This window comes from Streptomyces endocoffeicus (assembly GCF_016741935.1).
In the GTDB taxonomy this organism is placed as follows: domain Bacteria; phylum Actinomycetota; class Actinomycetes; order Streptomycetales; family Streptomycetaceae; genus Streptomyces; species Streptomyces endocoffeicus.
The window spans coordinates 50,612-76,103 of sequence record NZ_JAERRG010000018.1; the positions used below are offsets into that span (position 1 = coordinate 50,612).

At 72.6% G+C, this 25,492-nt stretch carries 21 protein-coding genes; 5 read left to right on the plus strand and 16 right to left on the minus strand.

What is annotated here, in order from left to right:
- Positions 1-93: 93 nt before the first annotated feature.
- The 7 genes from JK364_RS34755 to speB form a co-directional block, all read right to left on the minus strand.
- Positions 94-858 (minus strand): SGNH/GDSL hydrolase family protein, encoded by a 765-nt coding sequence (locus tag JK364_RS34755; RefSeq protein ID WP_201855347.1) that lies wholly within the window; start codon positions 856-858, stop codon positions 94-96.
- Between the two features lie 156 nt (positions 859-1,014).
- Entirely contained in the window at positions 1,015-1,527 is a 513-nt protein-coding gene (locus JK364_RS34760; protein WP_201855348.1) for a GNAT family N-acetyltransferase, read from the minus strand.
- Positions 1,528-1,620: 93 nt separating this feature from the next.
- Complete coding sequence (locus tag JK364_RS34765) at positions 1,621-3,069, minus strand: gamma-aminobutyraldehyde dehydrogenase (RefSeq protein ID WP_201855349.1); 1,449 nt, start codon at positions 3,067-3,069, stop codon at positions 1,621-1,623.
- Entirely contained in the window at positions 3,066-3,545 is a 480-nt protein-coding gene (locus JK364_RS34770) for a nuclear transport factor 2 family protein (RefSeq protein WP_230992965.1), read from the minus strand. The genes JK364_RS34765 and JK364_RS34770 overlap by 4 nt, the downstream gene beginning before the upstream one ends.
- A 25-nt stretch (positions 3,546-3,570) precedes the next feature.
- Positions 3,571-4,215 (minus strand): cyclase family protein, encoded by a 645-nt coding sequence (locus tag JK364_RS34775; protein WP_201855350.1) that lies wholly within the window; start codon positions 4,213-4,215, stop codon positions 3,571-3,573.
- Positions 4,216-4,222: 7 nt separating this feature from the next.
- On the minus strand, positions 4,223-5,764 hold the full coding sequence (locus JK364_RS34780; protein ID WP_201855351.1) for a purine-cytosine permease family protein: 1,542 nt from the start codon (positions 5,762-5,764) through the stop codon (positions 4,223-4,225).
- A complete protein-coding gene (gene speB, locus JK364_RS34785; RefSeq protein ID WP_198280111.1) occupies positions 5,757-6,719 on the minus strand; it encodes an agmatinase in 963 nt (320 codons plus the stop codon). Before speB ends, JK364_RS34780 begins: the two co-directional genes overlap by 8 nt.
- Before the next feature lie 110 nt (positions 6,720-6,829).
- On the opposite strand from speB, the gene JK364_RS34790 reads away from it, so the two are divergent.
- The gene (locus JK364_RS34790) at positions 6,830-8,290 is read left to right on the plus strand and encodes a PucR family transcriptional regulator (protein ID WP_307841466.1); all 1,461 of its coding nucleotides are present in this window, start codon (positions 6,830-6,832) and stop codon (positions 8,288-8,290) included.
- Between the two features lie 26 nt (positions 8,291-8,316).
- Here JK364_RS34790 and JK364_RS34795 read toward each other — a convergent pair whose 3' ends face one another.
- The 5 genes from JK364_RS34795 to JK364_RS34815 all read right to left on the minus strand — a co-directional run bounded on the left by JK364_RS34795 (position 8,317) and on the right by JK364_RS34815 (position 14,586).
- Positions 8,317-9,288, minus strand: a complete 972-nt coding sequence (locus tag JK364_RS34795; protein WP_201855352.1) for a methyltransferase domain-containing protein — start codon at positions 9,286-9,288, stop codon at positions 8,317-8,319.
- Positions 9,285-10,889 carry a PucR family transcriptional regulator gene (locus JK364_RS34800; protein ID WP_201855353.1) on the minus strand — a complete coding sequence of 535 codons (1,605 nt, stop codon included), beginning with the start codon at positions 10,887-10,889 and terminating at the stop codon, positions 9,285-9,287. The genes JK364_RS34795 and JK364_RS34800 overlap by 4 nt, the downstream gene beginning before the upstream one ends.
- A gap of 97 nt (positions 10,890-10,986) precedes the next feature.
- Positions 10,987-12,381, minus strand: coding sequence for an NAD(P)/FAD-dependent oxidoreductase (locus JK364_RS34805; RefSeq protein WP_201855354.1), 1,395 nt, complete (start codon positions 12,379-12,381; stop codon positions 10,987-10,989).
- Positions 12,382-12,454: 73 nt separating this feature from the next.
- On the minus strand, positions 12,455-13,120 hold the full coding sequence (locus tag JK364_RS34810; RefSeq protein ID WP_201855355.1) for an HAD-IA family hydrolase: 666 nt from the start codon (positions 13,118-13,120) through the stop codon (positions 12,455-12,457).
- 50 nt (positions 13,121-13,170) lie between these two features.
- Positions 13,171-14,586 carry an MFS transporter gene (locus JK364_RS34815; RefSeq protein ID WP_201855356.1) on the minus strand — a complete coding sequence of 472 codons (1,416 nt, stop codon included), beginning with the start codon at positions 14,584-14,586 and terminating at the stop codon, positions 13,171-13,173.
- Positions 14,587-15,012: 426 nt separating this feature from the next.
- On the opposite strand from JK364_RS34815, the gene JK364_RS34820 reads away from it, so the two are divergent.
- Positions 15,013-15,984, plus strand: a complete 972-nt coding sequence (locus JK364_RS34820; RefSeq protein ID WP_201855357.1) for a D-2-hydroxyacid dehydrogenase — start codon at positions 15,013-15,015, stop codon at positions 15,982-15,984.
- 52 nt (positions 15,985-16,036) lie between these two features.
- On the opposite strand, the gene JK364_RS34825 is transcribed toward JK364_RS34820, so the two are convergent.
- Positions 16,037-17,641 (minus strand): CocE/NonD family hydrolase, encoded by a 1,605-nt coding sequence (locus JK364_RS34825; protein ID WP_230992984.1) that lies wholly within the window; start codon positions 17,639-17,641, stop codon positions 16,037-16,039.
- Positions 17,642-17,852: 211 nt separating this feature from the next.
- Here JK364_RS34825 and JK364_RS34830 point away from each other — a divergent pair, with 211 nt between their 5' ends.
- Positions 17,853-18,599 (plus strand): TetR/AcrR family transcriptional regulator C-terminal domain-containing protein, encoded by a 747-nt coding sequence (locus JK364_RS34830; protein WP_201855483.1) that lies wholly within the window; start codon positions 17,853-17,855, stop codon positions 18,597-18,599.
- A 131-nt stretch (positions 18,600-18,730) separates the two neighbouring features.
- Here the strand turns inward: JK364_RS34830 and JK364_RS34835 are convergent, their stop codons facing one another.
- Both JK364_RS34835 and JK364_RS34840 read right to left on the minus strand, forming a co-directional pair.
- On the minus strand, positions 18,731-19,189 hold the full coding sequence (locus JK364_RS34835; RefSeq protein WP_201855359.1) for an RrF2 family transcriptional regulator: 459 nt from the start codon (positions 19,187-19,189) through the stop codon (positions 18,731-18,733).
- Between the two features lie 33 nt (positions 19,190-19,222).
- The gene (locus JK364_RS34840; RefSeq protein WP_201855360.1) at positions 19,223-20,419 is read right to left on the minus strand and encodes an acyl-CoA dehydrogenase family protein; all 1,197 of its coding nucleotides are present in this window, start codon (positions 20,417-20,419) and stop codon (positions 19,223-19,225) included.
- A gap of 155 nt (positions 20,420-20,574) precedes the next feature.
- Between JK364_RS34840 and JK364_RS34845 the strand changes: the two genes are divergently transcribed.
- The gene (locus tag JK364_RS34845; RefSeq protein ID WP_230992966.1) at positions 20,575-23,652 is read left to right on the plus strand and encodes a SpoIIE family protein phosphatase; all 3,078 of its coding nucleotides are present in this window, start codon (positions 20,575-20,577) and stop codon (positions 23,650-23,652) included.
- Between the two features lie 24 nt (positions 23,653-23,676).
- Here JK364_RS34845 and JK364_RS34850 read toward each other — a convergent pair whose 3' ends face one another.
- Entirely contained in the window at positions 23,677-24,417 is a 741-nt protein-coding gene (locus tag JK364_RS34850; protein ID WP_201855361.1) for an SDR family NAD(P)-dependent oxidoreductase, read from the minus strand.
- 241 nt (positions 24,418-24,658) lie between these two features.
- Here JK364_RS34850 and JK364_RS34855 point away from each other — a divergent pair, with 241 nt between their 5' ends.
- A complete protein-coding gene (locus JK364_RS34855; protein ID WP_201855362.1) occupies positions 24,659-25,477 on the plus strand; it encodes an SDR family NAD(P)-dependent oxidoreductase in 819 nt (272 codons plus the stop codon).
- Positions 25,478-25,492 lie beyond the last annotated feature (15 nt).

The window sequence follows — 25,492 nt, forward strand, 5'->3', positions numbered from 1 at the left end:
TTGGGCGTCGCCTGGGCTTGCGCGCGGTTTCCGCGGAGGCGGGGGTGCGGTTCATATGACGGTCCTTCCTGGGCTGTGACGGTGAAGGGCGGCTCATGCCGCCCATGCGGCCGACCCGTTGCCGTGCGCCCCGGACCCGGTGGTGGCGAACGAGGGGTTGCCGATGCTGCCCGGCACCGACCGCAGCCCCCGCCACCAGACGTCGGCCATCTTGTCGTAGCCACCGGCGTTGGGGTGCACTCCGTCGGCCAGGTCCGCGGGCGTCAACGCGCTGTACATGTCAACCAGATGGACGCGCTTGCCCGCGTTGACCTTGCTCTGCACGATGCCGGGGATCGCCGCGTTGTACGCCCGTACGGTCGAGTCCATGAAGCCCAGCGGGGTGATGGTGGCGACGAAGAGCTCCGCGTTCGGTGCCTGGGCGGTGATGTGGTCGATCAGGGTGGAGAGCCTGGCCGGTGCCCCGGCGGGGTCGCTGCCATAGATGTCGTTGGTCCCGATGTGCAGCAGGATCGTGTGCGGGTTCTGGGTGCGCAGCCAGCTCACGACGTTGTCGTCGAGCTGCTGGATCGTCCAGCCGGAGTGACCCTCGTGGTCGTGATCGCCGAGGCCGGACGGGCCGTTGAAGAGCGAGCCGACGAAGTCCACTTTGTAGCGGCCCGCCGTGAGCTTCTGCCACAGGCCGACGCGGTAGCCGCCCGGGACGTTGAACCCGTCGGTGATCGAGTCGCCCAGCGGCATGACCTTCACCCCGCCGTTGGACTCGGCATGGGCCGGGCCGGCGCCGAGCGGGACGAGTACGGCGAGGAACGCGAGTAAGGGGATCAGGACGGCGAGCGGACGTCTGGTGCGTGCCATGCGCTTTCCTTTCGGCAGTCCATGAGGTTCGTTCCATGGGCGCCCGCGGAACGGGTACGGACGCCCTGGCCGTGGAACACATCACGGGAGCCATGGGAGCGCTCCCATACCGGTGTAGAGCAGCGCACCACCACCGTCAAGCCCTCTCGTCCTCAGTCAGGGATGAACGGCGATCCGTCGGCGGAAGCACACCCGGTGCTGCCCGGGGCCGTCGTAATCGCCGTGCGCGGGAAGGCCGTTGACCTCACGGTCGCCCTCCTCGAGCATGAACCCCATGGCCCGGTGGAAGGCCACGGACCCGGTGTTCAGGGGCGAGGTGATGGCGTGCACCTCACGGCGGCCCGCCTCGGCGGCACGCTGGAAGAACGCCGTGTAGAGCCTGCGGCCCACGCCCTGCCCGCGCAGCTCGGGCGCCACCCCGACGAAGTGGATGTACGCCTCGTGGTCGTTGTCGGCGGCGTGGAAGCCCACGAGGAACGCCTTGATGCCGTCGCCGTCCTCCAGCACCAGGCTGGTGCCGGCGAAGAACTGCAGAAACAGCCTGGGCAGCAGCATGGAAAGCTCACGCGCCTGGGCGGGGCTGCGTGAGTCGCCCCACCACTCCCGCACACACTCGACGATCGTCCCGTGGTCGGAGACTTGGGCCCGGCGCAGTGTCATCTCACTCATGTCGCACCACGCTACGCACGTACGGCACCGGGGGTGTCATCACCGCGCCGGGGCGGGGGCGCGATGATGACAGGCCGGTGTGGTGGCGGTTGCTCAGAGGGCCGTCATGACGTGCTTGACGCGGGTGTAGTCCTCGAAGCCGTACGCGGAGAGGTCCTTGCCGTAGCCGGACTTCTTGTAGCCGCCGTGCGGCATCTCGGCGGCGAGGATCATATGGGTGTTGATCCAGACGCAGCCGAAGTCCAGGGCCTTGGACATCCGCATCGCGCGGGCGTGGTCCTTGGTCCACACCGACGAGGCGAGGGCGTACTCCACGCCGTTGGCGTACGCCACGGCCTCGGTCTCGTCGCGGAAGGACTGCACGGTGATGACCGGGCCGAAGACCTCGTTCTGGATGATCTCGTCGTCCTGCTCGAGCCCGGAGACCACGGTGGGCGCGTAGAAGAAGCCCTTGTCACCGACCCGGTGGCCACCCGTCTCAACGGTGGCGTGCGCGGGCAGCCGGTCGATGAAGCCGGTGACCTGGGCCAGCTGGCCGGCGTTGTTCAACGGGCCGTACAGTACGTCCTCGTCGTCGATGCCACCGCCGGTCCTGATCGCGGCGGCGGCCTTGGCGAGCGCGTTCACGAACGCGTCGTGGACGGACTCGTGGACGAGGACGCGCGTGGCCGCGGTGCAGTCCTGTCCGGCGTTGAAGAATCCGGCGAGGGAGATGCCCTCGACGGCCGCCGCGACATCGGCGTCCTCGAAGACCACCGCCGGGGCCTTGCCGCCCAGTTCGAGGTGGACCCGCTTGATGTCCTTCGCCGCCGACGCGGCGACCTGCATGCCCGCACGCACCGATCCGGTGATGGCCGCCATGGCCGGGGTGGGGTGCTCGACCATCAGCCGGCCGGTCTCGCGGTCGCCGCACACCACGTTGAAGATGCCGGCCGGAAGGCCCATCTCCTCGAGGATGTCGCCGATGATGCCCGCGAGCAGCACGGTGGAGGCGGGGGTGGTGTCCGACGGCTTGAGGACGACGGTGTTGCCCGCGGCGAGGGCCGGGGCGAACTTCCAGACGCCCATCATCAGCGGGTAGTTCCACGGCGCGACCTGGGCGCACACCCCGATCGGCTCACGCCGGATGATCGAGGTCAGGCCCTCCATGTACTCGCCCGCCGACCGGCCCTCCAACAGGCGCGCGGCTCCGGCGAAGAACCGGATCTGGTCGACGATCGGGGCGATCTCCTCGGTGAGGGTGAGGGCACGCGGCTTTCCGGTGTTGCGGCACTCCGCGTCCGCGATCTCCGCCGCCCGCGTCTCGACCGCGTCCGCGATCTTCAGCAGCAGCTTCTGCCGGGTGGACGGGGTGGCGTCGCGCCAGGCGGGGAAGGCCGCCGCGGCGGCGGCCATCGCGGCGTCGACGTCGGCGGCGCCGGACCGGGGCGAGGTGGCGTACACCTCGCCGGTGACGGGGTCGGTGACCTCCAGACGGCGGCCGTCGGCCGCGTCGGTGTACTCGCCGTCGATGTGGTTGCGCAGTACGAGAAGCTCGCTCATCGTTCCGTTTCCGTGATCGTGGCCGTGGCCGCCGTCGTGGCCGTGGCTGTGGCCGCCGTCGTGGCCGTGGCCGCCGTCGTGGCCGCCGTCGTGCCGGGCGCTGCCGAGAGGTGTTCGTGAACGGCCAGCCAGTGGCCGCGGGTCTGCCGGCGGAAGACGATGGTCTCGCGCTCGTGGGTGGTCTCCGCACCGGCCGTGGTGCTCACCGTGGTCTCCACCAGGTGGGTGAACACCGCGGTGTCGCCCAGGAGTTGGACCAGCCGGTCGGTGGAGGCGCAGGAGACGACGCGGAAGTCGTCCTCCGCGACCCAGCGGTCCCACAGGGCCCGGTAGTCCGCGGTGGAGGTGAGGCGTTCTGAGGTGGTGTGGAAGACGAATGTGGCGTCGGGCGCGAACGCCGCGAAGTAGTCGTCGAGGCGGCCTTCGCCGAACGCCGCCACCAGGGCGTCGGCGGCCCGCAGAACCTCGTCGTGCATGGGTTGTGCTCCTTGCGTGGGTGGTTCAGCCGACGCGGGCCACGGCCCGTACCGGGGCGCCGTCGGCGGCGGGGAGCCGCAGCGGCAGCAGGGAGACCTCGATGGGCTCTCCCGCCGTCTGCGCGTCGAGCAGGGGGTCGAGACCGGTGAGGTTCTCGGCGATGACGGCGTGGGCGCCGCACAGGATCCGATGGGCGGGGAGGTCGTCGGCGGGGGTGGCATCGACGCTCAGCGCGTCGATGCCGACGGTGCGGATCCCGGCGCCCACCAGGAGTTCGGCGGCCTCCGGGGTGAGATAGGGATGGGCGAGGTACTCGTCGTGACCCCAGTGCCGCGACCAGCCGGTGGCCACCAGCACGATGGCCCCGGCCCGCAGTCTCCCCTCGAACAGGGACGGCCCGAGCGGTGTCCGGGGCTCCGCGCCACGGGCGTCCACCACCACCGCCCGGCCCCAGAAGCGCTCCAGGGGCAGCCGGTCGAGGGTGGGCAGCGCGTCGTCGATGTGGAACGGGGCGTCGACATGGGTGCCGGACTGCGACCCCATGTCCAGGTGCAGCACGTTCACCCCGTCGGCGGCGACGCTCAGCGCGGGGGCGATGGCCACCCGCGGATCGCCGGGGTAGACCGGCATGCCCGTGGCTACGGGTACGGAGAGGTCGATGAGGCGCACGGCGTCCTCACGCTCCTTCCGCCACCGCGGGCACGGGCGCGCCGGTCTCCGCGGTGATCGGCGGTACGGGCGCGTCCGAGGCGCGGACCAGCCGCGGCCCCTCGGGCCCGTACACCTCGCGCGGCTCGGGAAAGAGCCACAGCAGCGCCAGATAGAGGAGCGAGGCGGTGGCGAGGCCCACCGGCAGCGAGATGTCCGCGCCGTCGGCCAGATCGCCGCACGGCCCGACGAACTGGCCGGGGACGTTGACGAAGAGCAGGGCGAGCACCGCCGCGGTCAGCCAGGCGCCCATGCCACGCCAGTTCCAGCCGTGGTGGAACCAGTAGCGGCCACCGCGCTGGCGCCGGTTGAACACCTGGAGCGAATCGGGGTCGTACCAGCCGCGCCGGGTCACATAGCCGAGCACCATGATGATCATCCAGGGCGCGGTACAGGTGATGATCAGCGTGGCGAAGGTGGAGATGGACTGGGACAGATTGGCGGCGAAGCGGCCGAGGAAGATGAATCCGATCGAGAGCACCCCGACGAACAGCGTGGCCTGCACCCGGCTGAACCGGGTGAACACACTGGAGAAGTCCAGGCCGGTGCCGTAGAGCGAGGTGGTGCCGGTGGACAAGCCGCCGATCAGGGCGAGCAGGCACACCGGCAGGAAGTACCAGCCGGGCGAGATGGCCAGCAGTCCGCCGACGTAGTTCGGCGCGCTCGCGTCCATGTACGGGGCGGCCTTCTTGGCGATGATCGAGGCGGTGGCCAGGCCGAAGAAGAACGGCAGGATGGTGGCGATCTGCGAGGCGAACGCCGCCGTGACGACCTTGCGGCGCGGGGTGTCGGCGGGGATGTAGCGCGCCCAGTCGCCGAGGAAGGCGCCGAAGGACACCGGGTTGGACAGCACGATGAGCGCCGAGCCGATGAACGCGGGCCAGAACCCGGCCGTGGACGCCGAGGGGAACACTCCCTGGTAGCCGGGGTCGAAGTCCCCCACGAAGGCGAAGAAGCCGAGGACGAACAGCGTCGAGGCCGCCACCACCGCGATCTTGTTGACGAAGAGCATGAACCGGAAGCCGTACACGCACACCGTCAGCACCAGCGCCCCGAAGACGCCGTAGGCGAGGGCGAACACCCCGTCGTTCTGCTCCACACCCATCAGCCGGTGGGCGCCGCCGACCAGCGCGTCACCGGAGGACCACACCGAGATGGAGAAGAACGCGATGGCGGTGAGCAGCGACAGGAAGGAGCCGACGATCCGCCCGTGCACCCCCAGGTGTGCCGAGGACGAGACCGCGTTGTTGGTGCCGTTGCACGGGCCGAACACCGCGAGCGGGGCGAGGATCAGGGAGCCGCCCACCACGCCGAGCAGGGTCGCCGCCAGGCCCTGCCAGAAGGAGAGCCCGAAGAGGATCGGAAAGGCGCCGAGCACACAGGTGGCGAAGGTGTTGGCGCCGCCGAACGCGACGCGGAACAGGTCGAGGGGGGTCGCGCTGCGGTCCGCGTCGGGGATGCGCTCGACCCCGTAGCTCTCGACCTCGGTCAGTGCCGGGGAGTCACTCATCCGTCTTCTCCCGCTTTCCTTGGAGTGCGAGCAGGCTGATCAGGTCGTAGGCGACGTGGGAGGCCGCGACCGAGGTGATCTCGGCGTGGTCGTAGGCGGGCGCCACCTCCACCACATCCGCGCCGATCAGACGGCATCCGGCCAGTCCGCGCAGGATCTCCAGGAGCTCGCGGGAGGTCAGGCCGCCCGCCTCGGGGGTGCCGGTGCCGGGGGCGTGGGCCGGGTCGAGGCAGTCGATGTCGATGGAGATGTACAGCGGCCGGTCGCCGATGCGCTGGCGCAGCTGGTCGGCCACCTCATCGGCGCCGCGCCGGTAGACATCGGCGGAGGTGACGATGCCGAAGCCCAGCTTCTCGTCCTCGGTGAGGTCCTGCTTGCCGTACAGCGGGCCGCGGGTGCCGACGTGCGAGAGGGCGGAGGTGTCGACGATGCCCTCCTCCACGGCCCGGCGGAACGGGGTGCCGTGGGTGTGCTCGGCGCCGAAGTAGGTGTCCCAGGTGTCCAGGTGGGCATCGAAGTGGAGCACCGCTACGGGGCCGTGCCTCGTAGCGGCGGCGCGCAGCAGCGGAAGCGCGATGGTGTGGTCGCCGCCGATGGTGACCAGGCGGGTGCCTTCGGCCTGGAGGCTGCCCGCGGCGTCCTGGATGGTCTCGATGGCCTCGCCGATGTCGAAGGGGTTGACGGCGATGTCACCGGCGTCGGCCACCTGCTGAGTGGCGAACGGGGACACGTCCAGGCCCGGGTGGTAGGGGCGCAGCAACCGGCTGGCCTCGCGGACCGCGGCGGGCCCGAAACGGGCGCCGGGGCGGTAGGAGACACCGCCGTCGAACGGCACGCCCACCACCGCCACGTCGGCCCCCGCGACCTCGTCGAGGCGGGGCAGCCTGGCGAAGGTGGCCGGGCCGGCGAAGCGCGGGACCCGGGAGGAGTCGACGGGCCCTCGGGGTTCGGTCATGGTGTTGCGGTCCCTTCTTGACGTGCGCCGGTGGGGTCCGGTCGAGCGAGTGTGCACAGCGGGGGAACCGCGCGACAATCGTTGCTGAGACAAAGAGTTAGGCTCGATTTGTGGTGAACAACAAAGAGCAGGGTGTGACGGTCGACGATCTGCTGTCGTATCCGGCCCTGCAACTGCGGTTGATCGCGGGTGGCGCGGGGCTGCACCGCTCGGTGTCCTGGGCGCATGTGAGCGAGCTGGACGACCCCACGCCCTGGCTGCTCGGCTCCGAAATGATCATGACGACGGGGATAGCGATGCCCCGCTCGGCGGCCGGGCAGCGCGCCTATCTGGAGCGGCTGGACGACGCCGGGGTGGCCGCCCTGGCCGTCTCCGCCCAGCTGCGGATGCCCCCGCTGCGCCGCGCGTTCTTCGACGCCGCCGAGGAGCGGGGGATGCCGGTCCTGGAGATCCCGCTGGCCGTGCCGTTCATGGCGGTGGCGCAGGAGGTGGCCGCCGCCGTCCAGGAGGACGCCCGCCACCGGCTGGGCGCCCAGCTGCAGGTGTTCGGCGCGCTGCGCTGGCTGACCTCGGAGAACCTGGACACCGCGACGCTGTTCGGCCGGCTGGAGAAGCTCTCCGGTTACGACATCTATCTGTGCACCACCCAGGGCCGGCCGCTGCTGCCGGGTGTGCCCGCGCCCGACGCGTCGGTGATCCCCGGCTCGGCGGACGCCCCGCCGACCATCCCCGGTGGCTTCGCCCTCCCGGTCCCCTCCCCCGGTGGGCCGGCGGGTTTCCTCATCGCCTTCGAACGGGAGGGCGCGCGCCCGGCGGGGCTCGCCGTGGTGCAGCACATCGCCACGGTGGCCGCCCTCCAGCTCGCCATGGTCCGCACCGAACGGGAGACACTGCGCCGTGAGGGTGCGGAGATCCTCGCCGAGCTGCTCCAGGGCACCCTCGAGCCGGCCGTGGCGCGGCGCCATCTGCTGCGCCACTCCATCGAGGGCGAGACCGTGCTGGCGGTGGTCAGGGGCGTCACGGAGGATGCCGTGCTGCGGGCGCTGGAGGATCAGCCGTGTCTGCTGCTCAAGCGCGGCGAGGACCGCTATCTGCTCGGTTCGCCCGACCTGGGTGGGACGGTCGAGTCCCTGCCGGGTGTGGCCGCCGGGATGAGCCGCCCGTTCAGCCCCGGCTCCTCGCTGCGGATCGCCCAGCGCGAGGCGCTGTGGGCGGCCTCCCACGCCGTCGCGTCCGGCCGTGCCCTCGTGCGGTACGGCGACGATGTCACCGGCCGCTGGCTGCCCGACGACCCGGCCGCGCTCACCGATCTGGTCGAGCATGTGCTGGGCGAGGCGCTGCGCTACGACACCGGCCACGGATCACGGCTGCTGACGTCGGTGCGCACCTGGATGGAGCGTGACCGCCGTACGGAGGAGGCGGCCGCGGCGCTCCATGTGCACCCCAATACGCTCGCCTACCGGCTGCGTCGCTTCAGCGAGCTGACCGGCCGCGATCTGTCCACCACCGGTGCGTTCGCCGAGGTCTGGCTGGCGATCCGGGCGGCGAGCCGGCTCGGTCTGCTCGACTGAGCGCGGATCCCCGGGGCGTTCGGCGCTCAGTGCGGGCGCCGGCCCCAGCAGGTGATGAGCGGGGCGGTGGTGACGTCCATGCCCTCGCCGCGCAGATGCTCCACGTGGCGCTCGATCTCCTCCTCGGTGGCCAGGCCGCCCGCCACCAGTCGCCCGCGCAGCTGACGCACGGTGGCCGCCTCCAGCTCCCGGCAGGCCGGGGAGGTCAGCGGGAAGCAGCCCTCGGCGCGGACGTCGTGCAGCCCGGCGCCGCGCAGCAGGGCGGGCAGGGTGCGGCCGAAGGCGAGGTCCACACCGCGCTCGGCGAGCAGCGCGCGGAATCCGCGGCGGATCCGGTTGGCCAGCTCCTCGGCCGGGCCGCGCTCGTCGGGGCAGGCCAGGGGCTGGAGCGCCGGGTCGGCGTCCTCCACCACCAGCCATCCGCCCGGCCGCACCGCCCCGGCCATCCGCCGCAGCGCCTCGGCCCGGTCGGGCAGGTGCACCAGCACCAGCCGGACGTGGACGAGGTCGAAGCCGTCGCCCGGTGGCTCGTCGCGGGCCACGTCGTGGCGCCGCACCTCGATCGGTGCGGTGGCCGGGCCGGACAGCTCCGTCAGAGCCTGTGTCATATCCCCGGCCGGATCAGCGTGCGGCGTCTGGTGCGTGCGATCGCAAGGCGCCGGAGCGCCCTCGTGGCGGAGCCACATGGGCGTTTCGGCAACGCCGCGAGCGTGCGTGCCAGGCGTCGCACGCCCGGCCGGGGATATGACACAGGCTCTCAGCCAGGTGGTGTCGATGTCGGTCACCAGCACCTGCCCGGTGGGCCCGACCCGCTCGGCGAGGGCGGTGGGCACCGAGGGTCCGCCCGCTCCCACCTCCCAGCAGCGCCATCCGGCGGCCAGGCCGAGCTGGTCGAGGTGGTCCAGGGTCCAGGGGTCGAAGAGCCCGGCCAGCGCGTCGAAGCGGCGGCCGGCCTCGCGCTGCCGGTTGTCCAGCAGATAGCCGGTCTCGGATGTCATGCGCCCCATCCTCCCGCGCCGGACGCCGTCAGCGTGTCCAGGGCGGTGACGGCGACATGCAGCTGGGTGCGCTGCACACCGGACTCCAGGTCGCGGCCGAGGAGCCGTTCGATGGTGTGCAGCCGCTGGTAGAACGCCTGGCGGGACAGGCCGATCTGCTTGGCGGCGATGGACTTGTTGCCCGCGGCGAGGTAGTGGCGCAGCGTGGTCAGCAGATCGCCCGCGTGGCGCTCGTCGTACTCGATCAGCCTGCCGAGCTGGTGCTCGACGTACCGCTGCACCCGGATGTCGTCGCGGAGCGCGTACAGCAGCTCGGGCAGTCCTACGTCGGAGGGCACGTGGAACGGCCGGTGCGGGGTGGTGGGGCCGACGGCGTCCACGACCTCCTCGGCCTCCCGGAACGCCCGTGCCACCTGGTCGATCTCGGTCACCCCCGGTCCGACCGCCACCACCGCGGGCGCGCCCAGCGTCTCCTCGGTGAGCCGGCTGACCCGCTCCACCACCGGCTGCCAGGTGCTGGCCCGGGCCAGGGCGAGCAGCACCCCGGTCCGGTCCGGGGAGAGCCGCCCCACCAGGGCCCGGATGCCGGAGCCCTGGAGGGCGTCGGCGAGCCGGTCGTCCAGGCCCGTCTCGTCGGCGGTGGCGCCGTGGTGGCCGATGGCGAGGGCGATGAGGCGGTGGCCGACGACCGGTATGCCGAGGGCCTCGACGCGGATGCGTGCCTCGGTGCGGCCGCGGTAGCTCCAGCGCAGCAGCTCCAGCAGGGCGCAGGTGTGGGCCTGGCGGTCCCACTGGGTGTGGCCGGTCAGCCGGGCGAGGGTGAGGGCGGTGGCGGCGCGTCCGAGGATCATGGTGTGTTCCGGGTCGGCCGCGGGGGCGGCCGCGTTCGGCACCGCCACCAGCCGCCCCCAGCGCCGGCCGTTGTGCTCGACGGGGGCCACCAGCCAGCCCTCCGGGCCGCTGGCCTGCGTGGTGTCGGGGGTCGGCGTGGCACGGGAGCGGCGCTGCCACGCCTCCAGGACCTGGCCGGCCGTGCCGCCCGCCGTACACGAGAACACCGCGTGGTGCAGCAGGTTCTCCAGGACCACCGGGCGGCCCATCAGATCGGCGGCGGCGCGCACCAGCTCCTTGGGCTCGGCGTTGCGCAGCGTCAGCCCGGTGAAGATCTCATGCACCTGCTGGGAGCGGCGCAGCAGCTCGCCCTGCGCGTCGAGGATCAGCGCGTGGACGGTCTGGGTCACCTCGATGAAGCGGATGCCCCGGGACAGGACGATCAGCGGGAGTTCCCGGGCGCGGCAGGCGGCCACCAGGTCCGGTGGCACCTGCTGGTAGCGGCGGCCGAGCTCGACCACGAGCCCCGCGGCGCCGATGTCGGCCAGCTGGTCCACATAGCCGCGCAACCGGCTGGGGTCGTTGGGCTGCGGCATGCCCGTGGTCAGTACGAGCTCACCGCCCTCGAGGAACGAGGCGGGGTCGAGCAGCTCGGTGACGTGCACCCAGCGGACCGCACGGGCCAGCTGCTCCTCACCGGCCATCACACGGGGAAGTCCCGCGACGATGACGGAAAGGCGCAGGACGTCGGCAACCGTGAGCAACGGCATCTGGACGGACTCCCTCCGGATACCGCTCATCATCGCAGAGCCGGGCCGCCGCGCCCAGGGCCGTCGAACCGGGCCCGGGACGCGGCGGCACCCGGCCTCACGGGCGGCGTGCGATGAGGTCGGCGATGGTGGCGATGGGTGAGGTACGGACACGTCCGCCCGCCTCGTGACGGTCGGCGAGGCGGTAGGCCACGTACAGGCCGCGCACCCCCAGCCAGCGGAACGGCTCGGGCTCCCAGGTGCCGGGGGCGTGGCCGGTCCACGGCAACCGGGTGAGCCGGGTGTCGCGGGCCAGGACCAGATCGGTGAGGGTGCGGGCGGCCAGATTGGTGGAGGTGACTCCGTGGCCGACATACCCACCGGCCCAGCCGAGCCCGGTGGCCCGGTCCAGGCCGACCGTGGCGGACCAGTCGCGGGGCACGGCCAGCACCCCGCACCAGGCGTGGTCCACCCGGGCCCCGGCCGTCTGCGGCAGCATCCGCTCCAGCGTCTGGGTGAGCTCGCCGATCGTGCGCTCGCCGACCCGCCCCTCGTGGTCGGTGCGCGAGCCGAAGCGGTAGGGCACCCCGCGCCCGCCGATCGCGATCCGGTCGTCGGCGGTGCGCTGGGCGTACATATGGCCGTGGGCGGTGTCCCCGAGGGTCTCCCGGCCCTCCCAGCCGATCTCCCGCCAGATCCGGGCGGGCAGCGGCTCGGTGACGATCATGGAGCTGTTCATGGGCAGCCAGGCGCGCCGCAGCCCCTTGAGGGACGCGGTGAACCCCTCGGTGGCCCGGAGCACGACGGGGGCCCGTACGGTGCCGTGCGCGGTGATCGCACGGCCCGGTTCGATGGCGGTGACCGGGGACTTCTCATGGATGGTGACACCGAGCCGTTCGACGGTGTCGGCGAGGCCGCGGACCAGGGCGGCCGGCTGCAGCCGGGCGCAGTGCGGGGTGAAGGCGGCGGCCGTGACCCCGTCGATACGGATGCGCGCGGCGGATTCGGCGGGGGTGAGCAGCGCCGAATCGGCCACTCCCCACTCATGGTCCTGTTCGACCTTGTGGCGCAGCCGGGTGGCCTGGGCGGGGGTGCGGGCGACGCGCAGGGTGCCGCCCTTGACGATGCCCGCGTCGATGCCCTCGCGGGCGGCCACGTCGATCACCTCGTCCACCGCCTCGTTCATGGCCCGCTGCCAGTCCAGGACCGCTGGTTTGCCGTAGGCCCTGGCCATCCGGTCGCGGGCGCCGGGGATCAGCCCGGAGGCCCAGCCGCCGTTACGGCCCGAGGCGCCGAATCCGGCGAACTCGGCCTCCAGGACGGTGATCCGGAGACCGGGGTCGGCGTGTTTGAGGTAGTACGCGGTCCACAGCCCGGTCAGTCCGGCGCCGACGACGCACACGTCCGCGTCGCGGTCGCCGGGCAACGCCGGGCGGGGGGTGGGGAGTTCGGCGAACCAGTGGGCGACGCGGCCGTTGACCGGTGCCGGACGGCCGGCCGTGGTGGCGGTCATGGATTCCCTTCGCGGCGAAGAGCGGTGGGGTGAGTGGCGGTGGGGGTGAGTGACGGTGGGCCGGGGGCGGGGGTCAGACGCCGAGCAGCGGGGGCAGCGCGGCCAGGTCCTTGATCTCCTCGTACGGCTGGAAGGCGTCCGAGCCGGGGAAGCCGTAGCGGTTCACCCAGATCCGCCGCATGCCCGGGTACCGCTTGGTCGGCATGATGTCGTACTCCCAGCCCTGGGCGGTGTGGATGATGTCCTCGGGGCCGCGCCCGGTGGCCTTCATGAGGTACTCGAACGCCTGCGGCAGCGGCTTGTAGGCACCGGCCTGCTCGGCGGTGAGCACGTAGTCGAAGTCCACGCCCAGCGCCTCGACGGCGTAGGTGATCAGGTCGTCCTCGCTGTTGGAGAGGATCGCGATGTCGTACTCGCCCTTGAGGCGGCGCAGCGCGTCGGGGACCTCGCGGAAGGGGGTGAACTTCTTGATGGCCTCGATCAGCGCCTCGCCGTCCTCGTCCCGGTACTCCAGGCCGTGCAGCGTCATGACATTGCGCAGGGTGCGGCGGACGACTTCCCGGTACGGCAGGTACTCGTCCAGGACGCCCTGGAAGCGCATCACATACGCGTCGTGGTGAAACTGATCGGGGTCGACACCGAGCTCGGCGAGCCGGTCCTTGACGATGTCATGGGTGGCGGTGCGGGTGTCGAAGTTGATGAGCGTGCGGTAGCAGTCGAAGGAGACCAGCTTGCGCATGGGCGAGTCCTTTCCAGTGAGCGGTTTTTGACGGAGAGTCAGGCGCTGGGTCAGGCGCGGCTGCTGGCTTCGGCCAGGCCGAGGTTCTTGGTCTCGGGGGCGAGGACGACGGACACCACCAGGCCGATGAGCGTGATGGCCACCCCGATGGCGAGGGTGCCGCGGACCCCGAGGTCGGCGGTGGCCATCGGGAGCAGGAAGGTGCTGGAGGCGGAGCCCACCCGGCTCATGGCGGTGGCGATGCCCACGCCGGTGGCCCTCAGGTCGGTGGGGAACAGCTCGCTGGGGTAGACGAACTGCAGCCCGCTGCCCGCCGCCTCGAAGAACTGGAAGGCGGCGAAGAGGCCCACCACCAGGGCCGCGTAGTGCAGCGGCAGCACGGTGAGCGCGATCAGGGAGACGTTGACGCACAGGAAGCTGCCGATGAGCAGCGGACGCCTGCCGATGCGATTGACCACGACCAGCCCCAGGCCCGTTCCGGCCACCGCGAGCGTGGTGATCAGCGCGCTGGCGCCGAAAGTGCCGGTCACCCCGAAGGACTCCAGCATCTGCGGCTGGAAGGACCGTACCGCGAAGGCCGGCGCCACCTGGCAGATCCAGAACAGCGAGCAGAACAGTACGGGGATCCCGTAGCCACGGCGGAAGATCTCGGCGAGGTTGCCGAGGCCGGAGCCGCCCCGCCGGTCCTGGCGGACCTCGGCCAGCAGTTCCTCGGCGCTGACCTCCTGGCCGAGGTGGCGGCGTACCACCTCTCTGGCCTCCTCCACCCGGCCCCGCGAGGCCAGCCAGCGCGGCGACTCGGGAACGCCCGCCCGCAGGAGCAGGAAGAGCACGGCGGGGACGGCGCCGGAGGCGAGCATCCAGCGCCAGGCGTCGTCGCCGGTGCCCAGCAGCAGCCAGCCGCCCCAGAAGCTGACCCCGTACCCCACCCACCAGGCCAGGACCAGCCCGGACAGGGCGGGGCCGCGCATCCGGCGCGGCACCAGTTCGGTGGTGAGGGCCGAGGCGATCGGGTAGTCGGCGCCGATCGCGATGCCGATGAACAGCCGCAGCACCACCAGCTGCCACGCCTCGGTGACGAAGAACTGCAGCGCGGAGCCGATCACGAACGCGGCCAGGTTGAGCACATACATCAGATGGCGGCCCACCCGGTCGGTGATCGGGCCGAACACCGCACCGCCGAGGAAGACACCGACGAGGACGGACGCCGCCACCAGCCCGGTCCACATCGTGTCCAGGTCCAGGGCCGGGGTGATCAGGCTGAGCGCCACCCCCATGATGCCGAGCAGATAGCCGTCGCAGAACGGACCGCCCATGGCGACGGCGACCATCCTGCGGTGGAAGGCGGTGACGGGGGCGTTGTCCAGAGTGGCGGCGGAGCCCTGGAGGGGCTCTCGGGAGGGATCGCGGGAGGGATCGCGGGAGGGATCGCGGGAGGGATCGCGGGAGGTTCTGGGAAGGGACATGCTTGCATCTCCTGGGGACGAGGAGGGGCGCTGCGCGCCGGCCGCTGCCGGGGCGGTGGCGGGCATCGTGGATCAAGCATTCGGTGGACACGCACGGCGGGGTACGCGGTGGGGACGGACGCCTACGGCGGGGGTACCGGCCGCGGGGCGGGTCGCGCCCCGGGGACGGGGACGGGCTCCGGGGAGACGGGGACGGGATGGGCTCCGGAGCGACCGGTGGCGTGTTCCGGCTGGCCATCACCCTGGTTCAGCCGTCGGCCACCGTCAACGTCCACCGTGTTCCGTCCCTCGTCATCGGGTGGACACTCTGTCCGTTGTCCACTGCCGTGGTCTCGGTCACGCTTGAGGCGTCCGCCCGTACCCGTCACGCCCGTGGGAGCCCCGTCATGACCGATGCCACCGCCGCGGCCGCCGTGGGAGCCGGACGTGGCTGACCGGCTGGTCGTCCTGTACCGGGACCATCTGCCGCCCAACCGGGCGCGGATCGAGTCCCTCGCCGAGACGGTGTACGCCACCGAGGAGGAGCTGCCGCTGTTCCTCCCCGGCGCGGACGCCCTGCTCGCGTGGTGGCCGCTGTCCGCCGCGGTGGCCGGCGCCTGGCCGGACGATCCGGCGAAGGCCCCGCGCTGGGTGCATGTGGCCGCGGCGGGGGTGGAGCCGTTCCTCTTCCCCGCGCTGACCGGCAACCCCGAAGTGGTGCTCACCAACGCGCGGGGCGTCTACGACCGGCCCATCGCCGAGTACGTCCTGGGGCTGATCCTCTCCCTCGCCAAGGACTTCCCCGGCACCTGGGAGCATCAGCGCCGCCGGGAGTGGCGCCCCTCGGACAGCGAGCGCATCGGCAACCGTACGGTCCTGGTCTGGGGCACCGGCTCCATCGGGCGCGCCGTCGCCCGGCTGCTGCGCGCGGTCGGCATGCGGGTCAGCGGCGCCGGCCGCACACCACGGACCGCCGACCCGGACTTCGGCGTGGTGCACGGCCCGGCGGGCCTGCGCGAGGCGCTGGGCGAGGCGGACTATGTGGTCCTGGCCGCCCCGCTCACCCCCGCCACCCGTGGCATGGTCGACGCGCCCGTACTGGCGGCGATGAAGCGGGGCGCGCGGCTGGTCAACGTCGGACGTGGCCCGCTGGTCGACGAGCAGGCCCTCGTGGACGCCCTGGCCCAGGGCAGGCTGGCCGGGGCGGCGCTGGATGTCTTCACCCATGAGCCACTGCCGGTGGAATCGCCCCTGTGGGAGATGCCGGGGGTCATCATCTCCCCGCACACCGCGGGCGAGGTCACGGACTGGCGCGCCGACCTGGGGGAACTCTTTCTCGACAATCTGCTCCGACGGCGCGAGGGCCGCCCCCTGCGCAATGTGGTCGACAAGGCCCTCGGCTACGTGGTGGACGGATGAGTGGTGGACCGATGAGACGGCCGCTGACGCCCCCCGCGCGCCAGCGACCGTTTCATCGTTCGGCGCGGACCTGAGGCAGTTCCAGCGCCGAGCCCCCGTGCACGGTGATGCGCACGGGCGTGAGGGTGGTCGCGTCGAGCGTCGGCTCGCCGCTTCCGGTGTTACGGGCGAAACGCGGGTGGGCGCCGCCGCTGATCTGCAGACGGACCCGGTGGCCGGGGGCGAAGCGGTGGGCGGTGGAGCTCATCGGCACGGTGACCTCCAGGGGGTGCGCCGGGGTGGTGGGCAGCCGCACCAGCCCGTCGCACACATTGACCGAGCGGCCCTTTTCGTCGACGTCGCAGAGCCGGGCGAAGACATCGGCGTACCCGGTGTCCGTGGAGACCCGCAGCCGTGCGGCCACCGGGCCGAGGACGTCCATCGGCTCTTCCACCGGCTCACTGGTGAACGTGAGCACATCGGGGCGCCCCTCGAGGTCGCCGTTGTCACGGCTCCCGGCGGTGGGCGAGAGCAGTGGCCCGCCGATGGACGGGGTGGGGTCGGCAGGGTCGTAGCGGAAGTCGGCGAGCGGGACGGACGCCTCGGACGGCTGCCGGACGAGCCGCCCGTCCCCCGCCGGGAACCACTGGGCGACGGCCGGGGACGGCGGCCACTCGGCGAGGTCCCGCCAGTGCCCCTGACCACCGATGTGCACCCGCACCGCGGCCGGGCGCAGCCCCGAGGGGTCGTCGCACAGATGCGCGCGCAGCCAGGCGAGGCTTTCGGCGAAGACCTCCGGCCAGCCCTTCTGGAGCGCGGAGGCGTGGGTCCAGGGGCCGACGAGCAGCGAGGTGTCGCAGCCGGACCGGCGCAGTCGGCCGTACTGCTCGAAGGTCTGATCCACCAGCAGGTCATGCCACCCGCTGATCAGACAGGTGGGGACGCGCGAGGTGGCCGCGGCGCCGCCCGTGGACGCGCCCTCCCAGAACGGGTCGCCGGCGTCCGGGTGGGACATCACCTCGTCCAGCCAGGGCACTTCACCCCCGAACCCACGGACGTACGAGCCGCGCAGCGGCAGCGCCCGGGTCATCTCCGCGAAATGGCGCCGCAGCCGCAGCGTGGCCCGGAGGAAGGGGCCGAACCCCCGGTGCTGGGAGGTCATACCGGAGCCGACGAGCAGCGCGTTCTCCAGTCGCAGGGCTCCGTCGCGGTGGAACAGGGCGTACGGGTCGTGCAGGCCGACCTGCACCACCATCGCCCGCAGCTCCGGCGGCGGATCCAGGGCGAGCGCCCACTGCACATAGCCGAGATAGCTCGGCCCGAGGGTGCCCAGCGCGCCGTTGAACCAGGGCTGGTCGCGCAGCCACTCCACGGTGGCCCGGCCGTCGGCCGCCTCGTTGCGCCAGAAGTGGAACTCGCCGCCCGAGCCACCGGTGCCGCGGCAGCTCTGGAGGACGACATGGAAGCCCTGCTCGGCGAAGAGCACACCGTACATGGGTGACCAGGGCACTCCCCTGCCGTAGGGCGAGCGCACCAGCAGGGTGGGGAAGTCGCCGTCCGCGCGGGGGAAGTAGTGGTCCGTGCGGAGGAGGCTGCCGTCGGCGGCCGGGACCCCGAGGTCCGGCTCCCATCCGGCCTCGTACCGCTTGGCCGGCAGGCCGCGCCAGGTCGCCCTCATCATCCGTGCGGACAGCGGCGGCTTGCCCGAGGGCGCGACCCAGGTGGTTCCGGCCCCGCCGTCCGTGGCCCCGGACACTCCGTCGCGCGTGTGTGACGTCATCCCGCGTTCCCCCTCCACTAATCCCGTACCACGTACGAGAATAGTAGATGCTTGGATGGATTCCGCAAGTCGGCATGGCGGGCACGTCCCCATGGCGGGGCACGTCGCCATGCGGGGAAGGAGCGATCAGATCGTGGTGCGCGGTGACGGGTCCGACGCCGGAGGCGTCGACCCCCAGCAGCTGTGGCTGAGCTCCGACCGCCCCCGCAAGGGGCGCAAACCCGCCTTCAGCCGGGCGGCGATCACCGCTGCGGCGGTCGCCCTCGCGGACGCGGAGGGAATCGACGCGGTCACCATGCGGCGGGTGGCCTCCGAGGTCGGCGCCGGGGTCATGTCGCTGTACAGCTACGCCCCCGACAAGGAGACGCTGCTGCAGCTGATGGTCGACCATGTGAGTGGCGAGCTGTCACCGCCGGACCCGCTGACCGGCGACTGGCGTGCCGATCTGAAGGCCATCGCCCATGCCCAGCGCGGCCTGATGCTCCGCCACCCCTGGCTGCCCACCGCACTGTTCAACCGCCGCTGGTCCCTCGGGCCCAACACTCTCGCCTTCCTGGAACACGCGCTCGCCGCCCTGCGGCCCACCGCGCTGGACGGCGGTGCCAAGCTGGAGGTGTTCAGCCTGATCACGGGTTTCGCCGCCAGGCTCGTCGCCGACGAGATCGCCCAGGCCGCGCTCTCCGCCTCACCCGAGCGGGCCGCCGCCGAAGCCCGCTATCTCGCCGCGGTGGCCGCCGACGGACACCATCCGGAACTCGCCGAGGCCCTCTCCGCCCCGGCACGCCCGCTCACCCCCGACGCCACGTTCGCCCGGCTGCTCGACCGCATGGTCGACGGCCTGGACGCCGGGTCGTAGGGCGGCCCGAAGGGGCGCGGGGCTGTGTCGATATGCGGCTCCGCCGCGCGGGCGCGACCAGCCACGACGGCGCCGCAGTCGGCCGACGACGCAGCCCCACACTTCCAGCGGAGCGCTTAGCGGCCCCGGGCCTAGGGGTTGGTCCACGCCTCCGGGTCCTCGGCGAGGCCCAGGACGTCGCCGGGCAGCTTGGCCGCGGCCACCTCCGCGAGGGTCACCTCACCGAGGATCTTGCGTACGTTGGCCCGTACCGCGATCCACAGCGGCAGCAGCGACTCCGCCGGTCCGCAGTACGACAGCTCGGGCGGGCGCACTCCGCGCACCGACACCAGGGGGCCGTCGACCACCCGGATCACCTCGGCGATGCTGATGGTGTCCGCCGGGCGGGCCAGCCGGTAGCCGCCCTTGCCGCCGCGCTGGCTGGCCACCAGACCACCCCGGCGCAGATCGCCCAGAATCCCCTCGAGGAACTTGTGCGGGATGCCCTGCGCGGCGGCGATCGCCTCGGCCTTGACGGAGGTGTCCTCCTCCGTCGCGGCCAGTTCCAACGCCGCCCGCACCGCATAGTCCGCCTTCGCCGAGATCCGCATGCGCTGATTATCCGCCCCTTGGGCGCCGGGCCGTCAGAAGGGCAGGGTGAACGGGGGGTGCTCGCCGTTGAGGAAGTAGTCCCCGACCTCGTGGAGCCGGTGGGCGACGGGGTCGTAGAGGGTGTGGGTGCGCGCGTTGCGCCAGAAGCGGTCGAATCCGTAGGCCGAGGAGGCGGAGCGGGCGCCGACGACGTCCAGGGCGCGGGCGGTGGCGTCGTGGGCGGCCCGGGAGGCGGCGGCCTCGGCCGCGGCGGCCAGCACGGTGATCTCGGCGCATTCGTCGTCGGTCAGGTCCTCACCGCGCGCCAGCCCGCCGTCCAGGGCCTCCAGCGCCTGGTCGGCGAGGGCGGCGGCGGAGAAGGTGGCGACGGTGAGCTCCCCGTAGGTGGTCAGCGCGTACGGATCGCGCGGGGAGGTGTGCGGCCAGGGCGCGTGCACCGCCCTGGTGTACTCGCGGGCCTCGGCGAGCACCCCCTGCGCGATCCCGAGACAGATCTGCGCCGAGACCAGACGGCCGGTCGGCGCGGCCAGCCCGCTGAACGGCGAGAGGGTGTCCTCGTCCCAGGAGAGCGGGCCGAGCACCGCGTCGTCCTCGACCGGCACCGCGTCGAACTCCACGCTTCCGCCGGCCGCCAGCCGCTGCCCGAAGGTGTCCCCGTCGTCGCCACCGCACACCACGCCGGGGTGGGCGGTGTCGACGAGCACGGCCAGCGGTTCGCCGGTGTCGGCGTGGGTGACGCGGACGGCCAGCCGGTCGGCGACCAGCACGCCGGTGGCGTACCCCTGGCGTCCGTTCACCAGCCGGCCGTCCCTCCCGGAGGTGAGCGTCAGCCGTGGCTCGCACGGGGCCAGACCGCCGCCCCAGCACCACTGCCCGGCCGCCGACTCGCGCTCCACCCGGGCGGCGAGATCGGCCCCGCCGAAGAAGCGGGCACTGAAGGACAGCAGGTAGTGGCAGCCGAGCAGCTGGCCGATCGCGCCGTCGGCCGCGGCGATCTTCCGTACCACGGCACAGGCCGTTGACCAGCCCGCTCCCCCGCCGCCGTGCTCGACGGGGATCAGCAGCGCCAGCAGCCCCGCCTCGCGGAGCCGGGCGATCTCGTCGTACGGCGTCTTGCCGGCCTGGTCGCGGACGACCGCGTCCGTGGCGAGGTCGTCCGCCGCCTCGCCGGCGATCCGCAGCCACCACGCGCGGTCGGGCGCCTCGGCCGCCGCATCCACCACCGTCACGCCCGCTCCCCTCCATCCGGCCGGACTTCATCATTCCCTATTTTTCCAGTAGGGAAAATAGGGAATCTGGTGACGGACGTCCGGTGAGTGATGTCCGGCATATGCCAGTGCTACGTTTGTCCGAGAACGCCCTATTCCGTGAGTGAGGTCCTGGGATGGCGGAGCGGCGCGGAACATACGCGGCGGGGCGCTCCCATTCATGGGGCGATGAACGACTGTCCCTCCTCTCGGCGGTCGGCACCGCGCTCACCGACCGCGAGGTGATGCAGCACGCCCTGGACCAGGCAGTCTCCGAGCTGGGCGGACTCGCGGGCCTGGTGCACTGGTCCTGCGGCCCGGCGGGGAGCCGTACGCTGCGCCTGGTCCTCGCCAGCGGGCTGCCGCTGCCCGCCCTCGGCGGCTGGGAGGAGATCCGCCAGGACGAGGCCCCGCTCGCCCCCGCCCGAGCCGTGCGGGACAACCGCTTCGTATGGCTGCCGGCGGCATCCGGCGAGGCCGCGGGGCCCGGTGAAGCCCCGGGGACCGAGGAAACCGCCAAGCCAGGCGAAGCCCCCGGGCCCGGGGAGACCACCAAGCCAGGGGAGACCGCCCGCGCCGCCTCCGGGAGCCTCCCGGCGGCGACCACGGTGGCGTCCGTTCCGCTGACCGGGCCGGACGGGCCGGTGGGCGCGCTGTCGGTCCTCACCGGCCCGCGGGAGCCGACCCCGGAGCAGGCCGCCTTCCTCGAGGCGGTGGGGCACTGGGCGGAGCGCCGCCTCTCCCGCTCGGGAGCCGGGGTCGGGGTCGGGGTCGGCGACTGCGACGAGTACCCGTGGTGGCAGCAGCGGCCGGGCGGCTCGGTGGTCCAGCAGTCCCTGGACGCGGTCAAGGCCGGTTCCTGGGAATGGGGCATCCACACCGGTGAGATGCGCTGGGACCGGGCGGGGCTGACCCTTCTCGGCCTCCCCGGCGGCTACGAGCGGCGGATCGAGAGCTGGCTCGACCTCATCCACCCCGAGGACATGCCGCGGGTGATGGCCGCCACCGAGAAGTCCCTGCGCGAGCGGAGCGGCTACGAGGCCGAGTACCGGGTCCGCCGTCCCGACGGCACCACCGGCTGGGTGCAGAGCCGCGCCCATCTCGAGCTCGACGAGAACGGCGTGCCCGTGCGCATGCTCGGGAAGGTCTGGGACACCACCGAGAGCCGAATGGCGCGGGAGTCGGTGGGGCAGGCGCTGCGGTACATGAGCGACGCGTTCTTCGCGGTGAACCGGGACTGGCGGATCACCTTCCTCAACGTCGAGGCCGAGCGCCTGGTCGGCCCGGCCGGGGAGGTGCTCGGCCGGCCGCTCTGGGAGGGCCCCGCGGGCACGGTCCCCGAGCTGGAGGACCGCTGCCGGCGCGCCGCCGCCGACGGCAGACCGACCGGGTTCGACATCCGGTGGCCCACCGACGACCGCTGGTACCACATACGGCTGGTCTCGGTCCCCGATGGGCTGACGGCCTATCTCACCGATGTCACCGAACGGCGCACCCAGGCCGCCCGGCGCGCGGAGGCCGAGCGCCTCGGCGCCGAACAGGCCGCCAGGATCAGCGAGTTGGGCAACGCGCTCGCCGACGCGGTGACCACCCAGGACGTCGTCCAGGTCATGGCCGCCCATGTGCTGCCGCCGTTCGGCGCCTCGGGTCTGCTGATGCTGTGTCTGGAGGGCGGCCGGCTGAACGTGGTGGGGTCCGTGGGGTATCCCCGGGCCTTCCTCAGCAAGGTCGACGGGGTCCCGGCATTCGGGGGCTACCGTCTGCTCAACGAAGTGCTCGGCTCGCGCCGGCCGTGCTTCATCTCCTCGACCGAGGAGTACGAGCAGCTGTTCCCCGATCTGACCGGCAACCCCGCCATCGCCCGGAAGAACGCCTGGGCCGTGCTCCCCCTGATCGCCTCCGGCAACGCCATCGGCACCTGCACCGTCTCCTTCGACGAGCCCCGCCACCTCTCCGCCGATGAGCGCACCCTGCTCACCGCCCTCAGCGGAATGATCGCCCAGGCGCTGGCCCGGGCCCGGCTCTACGACACCGAGCACGCCCGCGCCCAGGCCCTCCAGCGCGGTCTGCTGCCCCGGGTCCTGCCCTCCCTGGCCGCCCTCACCCCCGCCGTGCGCTATCTGCCCGCCAGCAGCGGTACGGACATCGGCGGCGACTGGTACGACGTGATCCCGCTGTCCGCGGAGCGGGTGGCCCTCGTCATCGGCGATGTGATGGGCCACGGTCTGGCGGAGGCCGCCACCATGGGTCGGCTGCGCACCGCCGTGCACACGCTCGCCAACCTCGAGCTGCCTCCCGAGGAGGTCCTGGCCCATCTGAACGAGGTCGTCAGCGATCTGGGCGACGACTCCTTCGCCACTTGTCTGTACGCGGTCTACGACCCCATCACGGGGTACTGCTCCCTCGCCCGCGCCGGTCATCCCCCGCCCCTGATCGTGCGCCCCGACGGCAGCGTGGAGTGTCTGGAGCCGACGCCCGATCCGCCGCTGGGTGCCGGGGAGCCCCCGTTCTCCACGGTGGATCTGCGGTTGCCCGACGGCAGTCTGCTGGTGATGTACACGGACGGCCTGGTGGAGTCCGCGGCGCGCGACATCGACACCGGTATCGCCGAGTGCACCCAGGTGCTGACCAGCGAGTACGGCCGGCTCCTCACATGTCCTCCGCCCCGTCCGCGGACCAGCGGCCGCAGGGCGGGCGGGATGCACGGGACGGACCACGACCGGCTCGACCGGCTCTGCGACCTCCTGGTCGGGGCCATGCTGCCCACGAAGCGGCTGACCGCCGACGACACCGCCCTGCTGATCGCCCGGCTCCATGGGCTGGCCTCCGGGAACACCGCCGGGTGGCCACTGCCGGAGGACCCGGTGGCCGCCGGTCTCGCCCGCGCCCATGTGCGCGAACAACTCGAGGCATGGGGTCTCGACGAGCTGGTCATGACCACCGAACTGCTGGCCAGCGAGCTCGTCGCCAATGTCGTCCGGCACGCCAGGGGGCCGACCCGGCTCCGGCTGATCCGCGGCAGTTCGCTGATCTGCGAGGTCTCGGACGCGAGCGCCACCACCCCCCGGATCCGCCGGGCCGCCGAGACGGACGAGGGAGGCCGGGGGCTGCAACTGGTCTCCGCGCTCTCGCAGCGCTGGGGGACCCGCTACACCGCCGAGGGCAAGTGCATCTGGACGGAACAGCCCATCGCGTGGACCGGCGCATCGCCCTGAGGCCGCCCCAGGGGCCGGCGTGCGTCAGCCGATGGCCGGCTCGCCGCCCCGGGCCTCCAGGACGGCGCCGGTGATGTAGCTCGCCCGGGGGGAGACGAGGAAGAGCACGGCTTCGGCGATCTCCTCGGGCGCCGCGGGCCGGTCCAGGACCGTGGCGCGCGCCACGGTGCGCAGGGCCTCCTCCCCCATCTCGGAGGTGCCCGGCGTGTGGACCGGGCCCGAACGGACGGCGTTGACCCGGACTCCCCGGCCACCGAACTCATCGGCCCACACCCGGGTCAACAGCTCCAGCGCCGCCTTCGAGGCGCCGTACGCCCCGGCGTCGCGGGCGGGGGTACCGGCGGCGATGGTGCTGAGGTTGACGATGGCCCCGTGGCCCCGGGCGGCCATACCCGGTGCCAGCCGCCCCACCAGCAGAAGCGGTGCGCGGGCGTTGATGGCCATATGGACGTCGAACATCTCGGACGAGGTCCCGGCGGTGTCCGCGAACCGGTAGACACCCGCGTTGTTGACCAGGATGTCCACGTCCCCCGCCTCGGCGGCCAGCCGCCGCACATCGTCGGCCTCGGCCAGATCCGCCGCCACGAACCTGGCCGTGGCGCCCGTCGCGGACACCTCCTGGACCACCTCCGCGCCCCGGCGCGCGTCCCGGCCGTGGACGACGACCTCGGCCCCCAGCGCCCCCAGCCGCAGGGCCACGGCCCGGCCGATCCCCGCCGTGGCGCCCGTGACCAGGGCCGTGGCACCGGACAGCTCACCACTCATACGGACACTCCTCACCGTAGGCCGGACGCCGATCCACACCACACGCACCGGATGCTTACCGCACCCGCCCCCACCGGGCCGTACGGCTCGCCGTCCCAGGGGCCGAACGGACGTCCAGGTGGCGCCGCCGGATGGCGGCGGGCCGACCTCGGCTTCGCCCACGGCACCGAGGTCTCCGAGAACGCCGAGAAGCCGAGGACACGATCTTCCGCGTGGCGCTCGTCTTTGCTGTACTGCGGGGATGCGGGAAACATCGTCAACCGGCCATGTGGCCCTGGTGACGGGGGCGAACCAGGGGATCGGCGCCGCCACGGCACGAGCGCTGGCGGCCCGCGGGGTCGCGGTGCTCTGCACCTATCTGCGACCGCCACCCGGCAGCGGTGAGGGGGACGCCCCGGATCCGTACCACGCCGCGCGATCCACCGACGGTGCAGAGGTCGTGGCGGAGATCCGCCGGGCCGGCGGGCGGGCCGAGGCCTTTGAGGCGGACCTCGGCGACCCGGCGGTTCCGGAGCGGCTCTTCGACCTCGCCGAGCACCGCCTGGGCCCGGTGGACATCCTGGTCAACAACGCCTCGGGGTGGATCCAGGACACCTTCACCCCCGATCCGGCCGACCGGTTCGACCGGCCGCTGCGCCCCGTCACCGCGGAGACCTGGTCCCGGCAGTTCTCGGTGGACGCGATGGCGCCCGCGCTGCTGATCGGCGAGCTGGCCCGCCGCCACCGGGCACGCGGTGCCGACTGGGGGCGGATCGTGGGCCTGACGTCGGGAGGGGAGCTCGGTTTCCCCGGAGAGGTGTCCTACGGCGCGGCGAAGGCCGCCCAGACCGACTACACCCTGTCGGCGGCCGCGGAGCTGGCCGGCCTCGGCATCACGGCCAATGTGGTGCGGCCGCCCGTGACCGACACCGGGTGGGTCACGGACGAGGTCCGGCGGTTCGTCGCGGCGAGCCCCACCCATTTCCATGTCGCCGATCCGGCCGAGGTCGCGAGGACCATTGTCTTCCTCGCCTCGGACGAGGCCGCGCTCATCACCGGAAACGTCATCACCCTTCGCTGACAAGGATCGCCAGAG